The sequence below is a fragment of the Xenorhabdus griffiniae genome, assembly GCF_037265215.1.
GTDB classification, from domain to species: Bacteria; Pseudomonadota; Gammaproteobacteria; order Enterobacterales; family Enterobacteriaceae; genus Xenorhabdus; species Xenorhabdus griffiniae.
This window is the reverse complement of the sequence record NZ_CP147737.1, coordinates 3,083,621-3,097,509: the sequence shown is the minus strand read 5'-3', so window position 1 is coordinate 3,097,509 and position 13,889 is coordinate 3,083,621. Positions and strand designations below refer to the sequence as shown.

Here is a 13,889-nt window from a genome sequence, read left to right as displayed (position 1 = left end):
CAAATCTATTAAGTTGTCTTGGACATATCACGATAAAGATTCTGATATAATTACTTACTGTTTTGATGTAGATGGGAAAATTAAATATTTTCAAGCAAAACTTGTTATTTATTTAGAAGTTGCAGAAAGTATTAAATGTATAGGAAATCTTGATAATTGGTTAATGTCTGTAATGCCTTTTCAACCAAGAATAACTGGAATGCTGGCTAAACTAAGTTGGGATTGTGCTAAGGGTAGAGAAATTAGTTTTCCTGTTCAACTGATTAGTTAAATCTTTAAAAGATCTCAGGTTCAATAAAAATTCTAAGTATGCTTTAATAAAAAGTTTATGGAACTGAGATCTTTCTTAATTTATTGAAGAGCTATTGAATTTATTATAACCTTATTCTTACTTCAGCCTCAGTTAAGGTAAATGTAAAATGATTAAATATCCTGAAAATTCAATTATTGTCAATTATATGGCAACTAATACTTTGGAAATCATGATTACAAAGAATGAAACTAATCTAGTTAATAAAATGAAATTTTTAGGCTTTTCTTTAATAACCGATAAGATTAGAAGAGACTATCTAGATAGAGGTATATATGTAGATACATCTGTAGAGTTTATGGAATTACTTGTAGATACAGAAGAAGAAAAAATAAAAATAATTGAAGGATTAATTAAGGAAGAAGCTCTCTTTTCATGCGGCCGTAGTTGGTCCCCTGAAGAAGTCATGGATTATTACAAAAACGATAAGAAACTTATATCGGGAAAATACAAAACTATACGTTGGTATAGTCCGGAAAAGTACTATATTAGAGAAATAGAATAATGTTTTTTTAAAATAAATCCGTAAGATCCTTACGGTCTTCTGGTTTTATTTTTAAATAAAATTTTCACATTAATTTTGATCCATAAAAAGGATCAAGCTGTTGCAAATGCATTTGACTCTATTAGAAATGGTTATGCATGGGAGGGTATTAAATCAACGGTAGCAAAAGCAGCCCAAGGTGATCAAAAATCTTTAGAGAATGTGGCAGCATTTTTAACAGGGGCTAAATACCTTTAGGTGTATTACGAGGAGAGGGAATTCTTAATAAAATAGATATTAAACCTGTTACACCAAAAGCTGGTGCTGGTGGAAATTGGAGCGTATTAGATGAAATAGCAGAGCCTGATGTTGTAGGGCAAAAAACTCCAACAGGATGTGGGGGGATGTGGTGAAATGTGACTTCAAGATAGAAAAATTCCGGTCTCTCAAACAAAACTAGGTGGGGGATTGAAAAGTCCTGAAGAGTTGGCTATGGATCTTAACAAACATGATACTGGCTGGCGAGGCGGTTTTGTAGGATGGGAAGCTTTTGATTCCTTAAATAAAATGGGTTCTTGGAGTGCTATGATGTGTGATCAAGGTAGTAAAATTGGTCATTTTGTCGTTGTTACTGGTGTTGATGCTAAAACAGGACATGTTTTAATAAGTTTTCCTGTTCAACTGATTGCTTAAATATTTAAAAAATTTCAGGCTTAGTAAAAATTTAATGATTTGAATTAAAAATCTTATTTCATAAGACTGAGATTTTTCAGTTTTTTACTTATTATTAGATGATGGTTAAGATTTTGATTTTGTTGAACATAATTCAGATGTATTATATTTTAGTAAAAATACTATTTAAGCCTAAAATTAAGTAAAAATGAGGGGGTCTTGAACTAATTTCTATTGTAACAAAATTTATTAAATTAGTTTAAATTTTATCAAAACAATTTCTCGTTTCTCAAGATAATATTAATGTAATTTAAAAACTGAGATTATCAACTTAAAGAAGATTAAATTATGACTATATTTAAAAATACTACCCCTGTTGTGAAATTAATTTCATTTTCTCTTGCCTCTTTATTTGTTTTTATCAATTCAGCTTTAGCCAATCCAATAGTCCCTAATGATTCTAATACTCAAATTCAAAATGTTAACAACGTACCAGTTGTTAATATAGCTACTCCTACTCTTTCTGGAATGTCTAGAAATATCTATAAAGAATTTAACATTGGAGACCAAGGTTTAGTTTTAAATAATTCACTAAATCAAACAATTTCTGAATTAGCAGGCCAATTAGATAAAAACCCTAATCTTAAAAATAGAACCGCAGAATTAATTGTTAATGAGGTGGTTGGTGGTAATCAGTCTCAACTTTTAGGTGCATTAGAGGTAGTTGGGGATAAAGCTAGAGTTATTATAGCTAACCCTAATGGTGTTATGATTAATGGAGCTAGTTTTATTAATAACAATGATTTTACTATTACTACAGGTAAACCTACATTTAATAAAAAAGATTTGCTTACTTTAGAAATAGCCAAAGGAAAAATTACTGTTGGTAAAAAAGGTTTAGAGCTTAAACCCGGAATAAGTAATGGCCCTAAAGGAGTTTCTCTTATGAGTAGGGCTTTAGAAATAAATGGCATAGTTAAAGCTCCCGTCATTATTGCAGTGACCGGAACTATAGCACCTCATATGAAAGATCCTAAACTAACTCGCCTTATTGAAGGTGAAGGAGCCAAACCTGAATTTTCAATCAATGTTAAAGAATTAGGTGGTATGTATGCTGATGATAGAATTCGATTAGCAAGTAGTGAAGATGGTGTTGGTGTTAATTTGCGTAATTTGAAGGGTCCTGAAATTCATGTAAATAATAGTGGGGGGAATATATATGTTACAACAAATGGAGCTGAAGATATGAAAAATATACATTTTTATGGTGATGAAGCGAAAACTAAAGTATTTATAGATGGTAAACCTTGGTGATGAAGTATATCTAAAACAACTTTATTCTTTTTGAATAAATAATTCAATACTTCAAGAAATTAAGAAAGCGGCTTAATTAAGTGGCTTTCTTCTATTAATCTGATGTTAATTTAATTGATAATTAAAAGTAAACTTATTTTCTATTTTCTTCTCAAATATATAAAAAACCTTTAGTTAAACCTTCAAAGATATACAACTCTGTTGCCAAATTGCTGAGGTTAGGACATTCAGTAGCAATTAACTGAAAAACATATTCAATCAAGTTTTCAATAGGTGTTTCTTTTTCACTAACATGAATGTTTATATCTTTTGGTTCACAACTCCAAAGCGTTGTAATGATATTTTTCAATATATACAATGTGTTCCAATCAGCTTTTCGTGGATTTCTATCGAAAGTGAGTAACAAATTGTTTTTGGAGAGCATAAAAATAGTGGGGCTGGTGAAAGGTTACTTATGAAGAAACTAGGTTGAATTTCACGGTAAGGCACTAAAAATGAATTTCATTATAACAATTTGATTATTAAAAGAATATATCTTTTTAATAAAAAATTTTTAATTGCAAATACATTTTTTAGTTTATCGGCATATCTTATAACCATAATTATTGAATAATTATCTAACAATAATACCCCATTGTCATTATCTTCAATTCTATACTGCTTTTTGTTTATTTTTTTATGCATAAACAGTGCATAAATCGAAAATAAAAGCATTTTATGAATTGTGAAAATCATCATAAAGCAAATTTATTGTGAAAAAATTGTATTGACTTTGTTAATGCTCAAAGTGATGATGAGATTAATTTCTGATCAAAAAAGATCAAAAAGAATCTCGTGATAATGTTATTGAGTAAAGTCATTAGGAGTTTATCAAAGCAGTGAAAATAAGACCAATCATTAAAGGTTAAATTTAATAATATATAAAATGATTCCTTATTTTTTATATTTTAATCATGTGAGGAAACACAAATGTTGAACACGATCCAAAGAAATTGGTTTGACCAGTATATGGTTCCCTGTTTTTCACCGGCAAATTTTATCCCTGTCGTCGCTAAAGGCTCACGTGTCTGGGATCAGAATGGTAAGGAATATATTGATTTTGCTGGTGGAATTGCGGTGAATTCACTTGGTCATGCTAATGATGAATTAAAGAATGTATTAAATTTTCAAATGGAAAACATATGGCATATTGGTAATGGTTATACAAATGAACCTGTTTTAAAACTGGCGAAATCTCTGGTTGAAAATACATTCGCAGATAAGGTTTTTTTCTGTAATTCAGGAGCAGAAGCAAATGAAGCTGCATTAAAAATTGCCAGGAAATATGCATTAGATAAATATGGCAATCATAAGAACGAAATTATTTCATTTGAGAATTCCTTCCACGGCAGAACATTATTTACGGTGACTGTCGGAGGGCAACCTAAATATTCTCAAGACTTTGCGCCATTGCCGCAGCAAATTACTCACCTGCCATTTAATGATATCGATACTATCAAGGCCCATATATCAGAAAAAACCTGTGCTGTGATTGTTGAACCGATCATTGGGGAAGGCGGGGTGATCCCTGCCGAGCCGGCATTTTTAAAAGTATTACGGGAATTATGTGATCAATATCAAGCATTGCTGATTTTTGACGAAATCCAAACAGGCATAGGCCGCACCGGGTATTTGTATGCCTACGAGGGGATTGGGGTAGAGCCAGATATCTTAACCAGTGCCAAAGGGCTGGGTGGTGGATTCCCGATTGGTGCCATGTTGGTCAGGCAACATATCGCAGAGGCTTTCCAGCCGGGATCACACGGTACAACATTTGGTGGAAATCCGCTGGCGGCAGCCGTTGCTAACAAAGTCGTCGAGTTGGTGAACCAACCGAAGTTTCTTGCTGGGGTGCAAGAGCGTCACCATGAATTTATGAGGAGGATGGCCAAGCTTAATCAACGTTATCAAGTATTCAGTGAATTACGTGGTAAAGGGTTATTGTTGGGCGCTGAGTTGGTTGAAAAATATCAGGGCAAAGCGAAAAACCTGACTAATATCGCTGCGGAAGAGGGATTGATTGCTTTGATAGCCGGTCCCAATGTGTTGCGTTTTGCTCCTGCATTAAATATCGAACAGCAGGATATCAATGACGGTTTCATCCGCCTTGAAAGCGCCCTCAAGCGATTTGTGCAGGAATAAAGCTGATTTGAGGTGATATCATGATGTTATTTAGACCCGTTCAATATGAAGATTTAGGGGATATCCTCAATCTTTCGTCCCGTGCAGGAATTGGCCTGACGACATTACCCAATAATCAGGAATATCTGGCGGCACGGATTTCACGCAGTATTGATTCTTTCAACGATGCAAAGGGACGAGCACAACAAGGATTTTTATTTACCTTGGAAGATACGGAAAAGCATCGTGTTGTTGGTGTCAGTGCGCTGGAAGTTGCTGTTGGGCTGGAAGAGCCTTTTTACAATTTTCGCGTACATCGATCAGTGCGAGCTTCCCGCGAATTGGGTGTCTATAACACATTTGAAACGTTGATTGTCGGGCAGGATTATACCGGATGCACTGAATTGTGTACGTTATTCCTTGATCCCGATTATCACGGCGGAGGCAATGGTGTTTTTCTTTCCCGAAGCCGTTTTCAGTTTATTGCCGCATTCAGACCTCTCTTTCCAAAATGCATTTTTGCGGAAATGCGTGGCGTTGCGAATCAACAGGGTGAATCGCCATTCTGGGATGCTCTAGGGAAACATTTCTTTAATGTCTCCTTTGCTGAAGCTGACTACTTGACGGGCATTGGCTCCAAAACGTTTATTGCAGAATTGATGCCGTTTCATCCCATTTATGTCCCTTTGTTACCAGAAGAAGCACGCCAGACCATTGGTCAGGTACATGAAAATACGCTGCCTGCCCGCGCTATTTTGGAAAAAGAGGGATTTGCTTATCACGATGCGGTCGATATTTTTGATGCGGGCGCTATCCTGGATGCCGAAATTGACAATGTACGGACAATCAGAGCCAGCCGGCTTGTGCATGTTAAAAGAAACGATCAGGTTTCCCGATCACAGGGCGGCGTACAATGCATTGTCTCTAACCTGAATTTTCAAGCGTTTAAAGCACTCCTGTTGTCTGTTTCTGAATCTTTGGATAGCGATGAATTGCTGCTTACCTCCGCAGAAATGGCAGTACTGCATGTGGATGATGGCGATCCGGTACGCTTCGTTTCTCTTTTCTCTTAGCCGTTTTCACCATTCTCGGTTTTCACAATTAAAACTTTGTCATTAAGCGCTGTTGCAATTGAGGAATTTCACAATGAATCATCAAGCAAATTACATTGGCGGTGAGTGGATAGCAGGGAAGGGCCTGCCTGTTATTAAATATTCTCCTGTAGATCAGCGGATCTTATGGCAGGCGAACGGTGCTTCTGAGCATCAGGTAGTTGAAGCCTGCCAATCCGCCCGCAAAGCATTTCCTGCATGGTCTGGATTGGCGGTTGAAAAACGGATTGCGATTATTCAGACATTTGCTGATTTGCTGACTCAAGAAAAAGAAAAAATCGCCCAGGTGATCAGTGAGGAAACCAGTAAGCCTTTGTGGGAAACACGGACAGAAGTCCAATCGATGATAGGTAAGGTTGCCATTTCAATTGAAGCATGGCTACAGCGAACGGGGTATTCCGAAACACCGATGCCAGACGGAAAAGCGATATTACAGCATCGTCCTCACGGAGTGATGGCTATCTTCGGTCCCTATAATTTTCCGGGGCATTTACCGAATGGACATATTGTCCCTGCGCTCATTGCCGGTAATACATTGGTGTTCAAGCCCAGCGAATTAACGCCGCTGACGGCGGAAAAAACCGTGGAGTTGTGGATTAAAGCGGGATTGCCTGTAGGGGTATTGAATTTGGTTCAAGGAGGCAAAGAAACTGGCGGTGCCTTGCTGGATAATCGCGAAATTGATGGTGTGCTATTTACAGGCAGTGCAGCAACGGGGTTTCACTTTCATCGCTTATTGGCAGGTCAGCCAGAAAAAATGCTGGCTCTGGAGATGGGCGGCAACAATGCCCTGATTGTAGACGATTATGATGATATTGACGCCGCGGTTTACACCATCATCCAGTCAGCCTTTATCTCTGCGGGGCAGCGCTGCACTTGTGCCCGTAGGTTGTTGGTGAAGCAAGGGGAGAAGGGCGATGCGTTGATCCAACAGTTAGTTGATGTCGCAGGCCAGATTGTGCCTGGTCATTGGAATGCTGATCCTCAGCCTTTTATCGGCGGCGTCATCTCTTTAGCGGCGGTGGAGAGTTTGTTGGACGCTCAGAATACGTTATTGGCCCTGGGGGGGAGATCTTTGCTCACCTTAACCCAGCCTGATCCGCATTCGACGTTTATGACACCCGGCATCATTGATCTCACCAATGTCAACGATATTCCTGACGAAGAATATTTTGGGCCTCTGTTGACAGTTAAGCGCTATACCACTTTTGATGAAGCCATCTCAATGGCAAATGATACCCGATTTGGGCTGGCAACCGGGCTAATTTCTCCTGATCCCTGCCTGTTTGAGAAGTTAATGCAAGCGGCCAGAGCGGGGATCGTGAACTGGAATAAGCCGCTGACAGGCGCATCCAGCAAGGCTCCGTTTGGTGGTATTGGGGCTTCTGGTAATCATCGCCCCAGTGCTTATTATGCCGCGGATTATTGCGCCTGGCCGATGGCTTCCCTGACGACGGAAAATTTAGTGTTGCCTGAAACACCGGCACCAGGACTTAATTTTTTCATCAATCAATCGGATGTCAGAGGTGGTTATGTCAGGAATTGAAGCAAATTTTGATGGTTTGATCGGCATGACACACCATTACGCCGGCCTGTCAACGGGGAATAAAGCGTCCATCAATCATCAAGGGAAAGAATCTAATCCGCGTAAAGCCGCACTTCAGGGATTGATGAAAATGAAGGCGTTGTCTGATATGGGGTTAGTACAGGGGGTTTTGCCCCCGCAACAGCGTCCTAACCTGCCCGTGTTGCGACAGATCGGGTTTACCGGCAGTGACGAACAGGTATTAAATAAAGTCGCCCAATATTCTCCGTTGTTATTGTCTAATCTCAGTTCCGCCTCTTCCATGTGGACAGCAAATGCGGCAACGGTTTCCCCTTCAGCAGATAGTGCGGATCAACGTGTCCACTTCACGGTAGCAAATTTAAATAACAAGCTGCATCGTTCGCTGGAAAGCACCACGACTTCACGAGCTCTGAAAGCAACTTTCCCAGCGCAAAACTATTTTGTTCATCATGATCCTCTGCCACAACATGTGGATTGGGGAGATGAAGGTGCGGCAAACCACAATCGTTTTTGTGGCGAATATGACGAAGCTGGTGTGCAGTTATTTGTTTACGGACGCAAGGCATTGCAGGAAGGGATTGTACCTAAGCGTTATCCCCCTCGGCAGACACTGGAAGCTAGCCAGGCAATCGCCCGCCTGCATCAATTAGAGGACTCCAGGACGGTATTTGCCCAACAAAATCCCGCAGCCATTGATAGTGGTGTGTTTCATAACGATGTCATCTCAGTGAGCAACCGTCATGTTCTTTTTCATCATCAGCAGGCTTTTTTAAATCAGCAATCAGTTTTGGCCGAGTTGGGGGAAAAAATGGCGCGGCTTGGGCACAACTTGGTGGCGATTGAAGTGCCTATGGAGCAAGTCACTCTTCAGGATGCGGTCGAATCTTACTTGTTTAACAGCCAGCTGTTGAGCCAGCCGGATGGCAACATGATGCTGATTTTACCGGAAGAGTGCCGCCAAAATCACAATGTCTCAGCTTATTTGCAAGAATTGATTGCAAAAGGAAATTCCCCCATCAATAAGCTCCACTTTTTTGACTTGCGGGAAAGTATGCGCAATGGCGGTGGGCCGGCTTGTTTGCGACTCAGGGTTGTTTTAAATGAACAAGAGTTGGCAGCTGTCAATCCAGCTACCTTGATGACACCAAAATTGTATCAACGCCTGACGGCATGGGTGGAACGCCATTATCGGGATTCCCTGTATGCGGCTGATCTTGCTGATCCGCAGCTATTGAGGGAGGTCTATTCTGCCCTTGATGAACTGACACAGATCCTCAAGTTAGGTTCGATTTATGAGTTTCAGAATTAATCAGGAGATGAAATGGATTTACTGACTTTATTGCTTGAAAACAAGATCGAAAATAACCTGGTTTTTCCGCCAACGATTCAGTCATCATGGCTAGCGGAAGGGGTATTACAGTTATTACCGCAAAAACGACCACAAGTAACAGGGGCCTCTTCACAAGAAAAATCTGTCGATACGTTGATTATCTCCGCCGGAATTCATGGCAATGAAACGGCACCGGTAGAAATACTTATCCAGTTATTATCACAACTGGCTCAGGGAAAATTGCCATTGCAACATAACCTGCTGCTGGTATTTGGCAATTTACCCGCCATGCGGGCAGGGCAGCGATATATTGATTATGATCTCAACCGTATGTTTGGTGGCCGTTATCAAAATTTTCCTTTAGGGAATGAATCGGAGCGGGCAATGGAATTGGAGTCTGTTATCCAGCGATTTTTTCATGAAACGGCGGTGATGGCATCAACGCAATATCGGCACCTTGATCTTCATACCGCAATCCGAGGTTCCTGCCATGAACAGTTCGCCCTATTGCCATACCAGGCACGTGAATATGCTGCGGATTTTTTACAATGGCTGGAAGATAGCGATCTCGATGCCTTGGTATTTCATAACACAGCAGGGGGAACGTTCAGTCACTTTACCAGCGAACATTACAATGTGGATAGTTGCACGCTGGAGATCGGTAAGGCGCTGCCTTTTGGACAAAATGATTTAACCAGGTTCAGCAATATTACCACGGCCTTGCAGGATTTGATTGCTGGATTGCCTTCAGGTAAACGCGTTAAAGCGGCGCTTAAACGCTATCGTGTGGTTGATGCAATTATCAAACAACATGACAGTTTTCAGCTCAATATCCCAGAAGATACAAAAAATTTCACTGAATTACCGCAAGGTTTTGATATCGCCCATCAGCAACATCAATCCTGGAAGATTGAATCGCCTGCCAACTTTATCCTGTTTCCCAACGCTCATGTTGCTGTTGGGCTACGGGCAGGACTGTTGTTAGAAAAATTAACCTAATCAATTCATAAAACAGCAAGCCGTAGAGGTTATTGATGACGAGATCATTAAAAACACCGGTGGAACAATCTGCCAGTGAGCAAAAACTGCACCGTGGATTGGGTAAGCGCCATGTTCAGTTGATCGCAATTGGTGGTGCCATTGGTACAGGATTGTTTATGGGAGCAGGGAAAACCATCGCAGTATCAGGGACTTCAATTATCCTGACTTATCTTTTGATTGGCTTTTTTGCTTTTATGGTCATGCGGGCAATGGGGGAACTGTTGCTCACCAAATTGGATTACAGGACGTTTGCTGATTTTGTCGCGGATTATCTTGGGGATAAGGCCAGCTATTTTCTGGGGTGGACTTATTGGATGAGCTGGATCGTCAGTTGCATCGCAGATGTGGTGGTATGTGGTGGCTATATCCAGTATTGGTTCCCAGACAGTTGGCTTTGGTTAACAGCACTGTTTATTTTGGCATTGATGTGCCTGTGTAATTTCTTCTCAGTACGGCTGTTTGGTGAAACGGAATTCTGGTTTACCATGATTAAGGTGGTGACGATAGTGGCTTTAATTGTCGTTGGCATTGGCATGGTTTTTGTCGGCTGGACTTCTCCCAATGGTGTGACCGCTTCTATAAACCATTTGACGGAGCCTGAAGTCTTTCTGCCCAATGGCGTGTTGGGATTTCTGGCGGGTTTTCAGATTGCCATTTTCTCTTTTACCGGTATTGAGCTGGTTGGCACCGTGACAGCTGAAACCAAAGAGCCAGAGAAAATCTTACCCAAAGCGATCAACAGTATTCCGATCAGGGTCATTATCTTTTACGTGCTTTCCATGATGTGCATTATTGCTGTTACCTCATGGCCACAGATTTCATCGGAAGTGAGTCCCTTTGTGACGTTGTTTGCATTGGCAGGGTTGCCAGCAGCAGCAGCGGTGATTAATTTTGTTGCCCTGACTTCGGCGATGTCCTCGGCCAACAGTGGGTTATATGCCTGTACCCGTATGCTTTATGGTTTGTCCACGGAAAAGCTGGCGCACAGCAAATTTGGGCAACTTTCAATCAACAGTGCCGTTCCTATATTTAGTTTGATATTTTCGGTGCTTTGCATGGCAAGTGGCGTATTCTTGCTATTTATTATCCCCAATGTCATGAAATTATTTACTATTGTTACGACTGTGGCCGCCATTATGGTGATTTATAGCTGGTGCATGATACTGATTGCTTATCTGGCTTACCGCAAGAAACGTCCTGACCTGCATAAAAAATCTATCTATAAAATGCCAATGGGCATTCCTATGACATGGTGTACCTTGCTATTTTTTGCCTTTACGGTGGTGATCATGGTGTTTGATTATGACACCCGTATTGCATTATATGGTACGCCAGTGTGGTTTGTGATATTGGAAATGTTGTGGCGTATGCGGAAAAATCGCGAACAGCAGGGTATGCAGGATGAAATGGTAAATTAAAGGATTTGTCGACCCTTAATTTAGCAAAATTCATGGAGGTAATTATTTGTTAAGCAATATTGATAATAATTTCTCCATGAATTTCACCATCCTATTTGGCTGTTTTGTTTCCTTTTTTACTTCTAAATACGCTGCTTGTATACATGGTTCGATATGCCTATTGAAGTTATATTAATATAATAATAATGCAATAAAGGATATCAGAATTTGTGCCATAGGATAAAATATATTAGGTTTTTCTGTGCAACTCTCTGCGAATGAGAATATCTCTTTTATCTCTCTCTTCTAATCGTCTATGCAGTTGATAAGACAACGCGGCAAAATAAGTATCATCAGGTGTCATTAATGGCACGTTGGAGTCTTGCTGTCCCAAGCGACGCTGTGCTGTTACTGTCATGGCAAGAATATGTCTGCCCTGTGTGTCTATGGAAAATTCGTTACTATATAAGTCGACGTCTTCTTGATTTTCAGATGGATGAAGTAGACCTAAAGCATGACCAAATTCATGAGATATAGTTTGATAAATAATCATGCTTGCAACTTCTTGTTCTGTCATAGTATCAAATAATGCTCTTTGGACTGAATTGAAAGTATCTTCTGTGTAGTGAATTTCATTTGATAATACTATTCCAGGGATATTAAAATGTGGCTGGGAATAATCACTAATAATGCCATCCGGTAAAACTAAAGTTGTCTGGGCAAGATCCCCATTCAGAGCAATTTCTTGTTCATCATTTGCTGTGGAGATCCAAAAATTAGCTTCCCCCCTTGAGCCGACTTCGGTAAGGCGAACGGAGCTTTGTTCTTCTAAGCGTTGATTCCACATATTTGCCACCAAATAATCAATCAGGTCGGCGGTTTGTTCGGCAGAGAGATGGCTTTCAGAACCGCCATTTTCTGGGATGAGTTTTTCCTGAGCGATGAAATCTTTTAGGTGACGGCTGACCGTACTTTCATGAATACGTAAGGCCTGGGCAATCATCTGAGCTGTCCAGCCCTCTGATGCCAACAGCACGGCCTTGATACGATCACAGACCCGACTGTCACGAGTGGTATCATGCATCAATTCGAGGGCACGTTTTTGTTCTGGTGTCAGATGAATTTTCATGGTTGCAAACATGATTTGGTTTGGATAAGAAATCAAGCATCTTCAATGGCGATGGGTATATTAATAATCGTCATTCTTTATTATATGGTGGCTTGTATTTTTCCTAATTATGAGAAAATCAAAAATAGTTAATAATAATCCTATAATCAAACCAATCCCTAAGACCACTAACGATAAGTATCTATTTCCATTGCTCAAAAACATAATTGATAGAGGAACAAGGGAAAATATGAATATATTATTTAATGTCTCAGCGAGAGATAGCATAACTGTTTTATAATGTGTTATTCTTTTTATGATAACTACAGTACTGATGGGAGCTCCAGCACCTAATGCACATCCCCAGGCAACTAAGCATAAAAAATATCCCCATAGTGGTAGGGGAAATAGGAAAAATATAGAGATAAAAATAAAAAGAATAATATTTATCGCTATTAGTATTCCTTCTTCTTTTGCAATTAATTTTCGAAGTAATCCAGCGGAAATGTTTCCAAGACCAAGGCCAAAGCCAAAAAAGCTAACAGACAATCCTGTTATAGAAGGAGGAAAACCGTAACGTTGATGTAAAATTTCTCCCGATAATATAAATGCTGATACACCTGCACCATTCCAGGCACCTTTAGCAAATAATGGTCGTAATACTGACCAATTAATATCTTCTTTTAATGATTTTTTCTTTAATGGAAAGGTATTGTAATTTCTATTCTTAATTTTTTTTAGATAAAAGTAGCCTACAGAAAAAATAATAAAAGAACCGATAGCGCAAAAAATAAATGGTGCTCGCCAGTGAATAAAATCATTAAGACTTCCAGCTAGTACTGGTCCCAGTGCAATACCTAGCGTCATTCCTAACATAACTCCCCCCATTGCACTTGCTTGATTTTTATAGGGAACTAGGTCGGATACTAATGAAAATACCGTTGGTATAATTACAGCAGAAGCAAGTCCTCCTAGTACTCTTAAGAAGATAGCAATTTCTATTGTTGGAGAAAAAGCAATTGCTATACCATCCATTGAGAATAATAACAATGCTAATAACAATAACTTAACTTTATTTATTCTATCAGAGAAGTATCCTAACACTGGCGCAGCTAATGCGTAAGATAATGCATAAGCTGATATTAAAAAAGAGACTTTATCAATAGAAGTATTAAAAGCTTTTGCTATAGGGGGAAACATTGATGATAGCATAAATTCTGTGACCCCCACAAAAAAGACAGTCACAGTGAATAAAGCTAATAATCCTACGGATAGTTTACTTTGAAACGAGTGTTTTTCTAAATCAAAATGATTCATGCATAGAGTCTCCAAAAATAGGGGAAATAAAAAATATTAATTTGGATTAAAACAATTAGATAAAAATGGAAGGATTG

At 39.5% G+C, this 13,889-nt stretch carries 11 protein-coding genes and 1 pseudogene; 10 read left to right on the top strand and 2 right to left on the bottom strand.

Going from position 1 to position 13,889, the window contains the following annotated elements:
- Nucleotides 1-13 precede the first annotated feature (13 nt).
- From WDV75_RS13485 to WDV75_RS13440, 10 genes are all read left to right on the top strand, one after another.
- Nucleotides 14-271, top strand: coding sequence for a hypothetical protein (locus WDV75_RS13485; protein WP_273558306.1), 258 nt, complete (start codon nucleotides 14-16; stop codon nucleotides 269-271).
- A 148-nt stretch (nucleotides 272-419) separates the two neighbouring features.
- Entirely contained in the window at nucleotides 420-815 is a 396-nt protein-coding gene (locus tag WDV75_RS13480) for a hypothetical protein (RefSeq protein WP_273558307.1), read from the top strand.
- A 447-nt stretch (nucleotides 816-1,262) separates the two neighbouring features.
- Nucleotides 1,263-1,487 (top strand): hypothetical protein, encoded by a 225-nt coding sequence (locus WDV75_RS13475; protein WP_273558308.1) that lies wholly within the window; start codon nucleotides 1,263-1,265, stop codon nucleotides 1,485-1,487.
- Nucleotides 1,488-1,814: 327 nt separating this feature from the next.
- On the top strand, nucleotides 1,815-2,780 hold the full coding sequence (locus tag WDV75_RS13470) for a filamentous hemagglutinin N-terminal domain-containing protein (RefSeq protein WP_273558309.1): 966 nt from the start codon (nucleotides 1,815-1,817) through the stop codon (nucleotides 2,778-2,780).
- 969 nt (nucleotides 2,781-3,749) lie between these two features.
- Complete coding sequence (locus WDV75_RS13465) at nucleotides 3,750-4,961, top strand: aspartate aminotransferase family protein (RefSeq protein ID WP_273558310.1); 1,212 nt, start codon at nucleotides 3,750-3,752, stop codon at nucleotides 4,959-4,961.
- A 23-nt stretch (nucleotides 4,962-4,984) separates the two neighbouring features.
- The gene (astA, locus tag WDV75_RS13460) at nucleotides 4,985-6,013 is read left to right on the top strand and encodes an arginine N-succinyltransferase (RefSeq protein ID WP_420497504.1); all 1,029 of its coding nucleotides are present in this window, start codon (nucleotides 4,985-4,987) and stop codon (nucleotides 6,011-6,013) included.
- Between the two features lie 73 nt (nucleotides 6,014-6,086).
- Entirely contained in the window at nucleotides 6,087-7,598 is a 1,512-nt protein-coding gene (gene astD / locus WDV75_RS13455; protein ID WP_273558312.1) for a succinylglutamate-semialdehyde dehydrogenase, read from the top strand.
- Nucleotides 7,585-8,928: an N-succinylarginine dihydrolase gene (gene astB, locus WDV75_RS13450; protein WP_273558313.1), complete on the top strand. Its 1,344-nt coding sequence runs from the start codon at nucleotides 7,585-7,587 to the stop codon at nucleotides 8,926-8,928. The genes astD and astB overlap by 14 nt, the downstream gene beginning before the upstream one ends.
- A 12-nt stretch (nucleotides 8,929-8,940) precedes the next feature.
- Entirely contained in the window at nucleotides 8,941-9,948 is a 1,008-nt protein-coding gene (gene astE, locus WDV75_RS13445; protein WP_273558314.1) for a succinylglutamate desuccinylase, read from the top strand.
- 35 nt (nucleotides 9,949-9,983) lie between these two features.
- Entirely contained in the window at nucleotides 9,984-11,408 is a 1,425-nt protein-coding gene (locus WDV75_RS13440) for an amino acid permease (protein ID WP_273558315.1), read from the top strand.
- Between the two features lie 772 nt (nucleotides 11,409-12,180).
- Here the strand turns inward: WDV75_RS13440 and WDV75_RS13435 are convergent.
- Both WDV75_RS13435 and WDV75_RS13430 read right to left on the bottom strand, forming a co-directional pair.
- Nucleotides 12,181-12,516, bottom strand: a pseudogene (locus tag WDV75_RS13435) (helix-turn-helix domain-containing protein); the annotation flags it as partial.
- A gap of 60 nt (nucleotides 12,517-12,576) precedes the next feature.
- On the bottom strand, nucleotides 12,577-13,812 hold the full coding sequence (locus tag WDV75_RS13430; RefSeq protein WP_273558316.1) for an MFS transporter: 1,236 nt from the start codon (nucleotides 13,810-13,812) through the stop codon (nucleotides 12,577-12,579).
- Between the last annotated feature and the right edge of the window lie 77 nt (nucleotides 13,813-13,889).

Coding starts and splice junctions, on each gene's coding strand:
- WDV75_RS13470 (WP_273558309.1), top strand. CDS start 1,815: ATGACTATATTTAAAAATACTACCCCTGTTGTGAAATTAATTTCATTT.
- astB (WP_273558313.1), top strand. CDS start 7,585: ATGTCAGGAATTGAAGCAAATTTTGATGGTTTGATCGGCATGACACAC.
- astA (WP_420497504.1), top strand. CDS start 4,985: ATGTTATTTAGACCCGTTCAATATGAAGATTTAGGGGATATCCTCAAT.
- WDV75_RS13440 (WP_273558315.1), top strand. CDS start 9,984: ATGACGAGATCATTAAAAACACCGGTGGAACAATCTGCCAGTGAGCAA.
- astD (WP_273558312.1), top strand. CDS start 6,087: ATGAATCATCAAGCAAATTACATTGGCGGTGAGTGGATAGCAGGGAAG.
- WDV75_RS13480 (WP_273558307.1), top strand. CDS start 420: ATGATTAAATATCCTGAAAATTCAATTATTGTCAATTATATGGCAACT.
- WDV75_RS13465 (WP_273558310.1), top strand. CDS start 3,750: ATGTTGAACACGATCCAAAGAAATTGGTTTGACCAGTATATGGTTCCC.
- astE (WP_273558314.1), top strand. CDS start 8,941: ATGGATTTACTGACTTTATTGCTTGAAAACAAGATCGAAAATAACCTG.
- WDV75_RS13430 (WP_273558316.1), bottom strand. CDS start 13,812: ATGAATCATTTTGATTTAGAAAAACACTCGTTTCAAAGTAAACTATCC.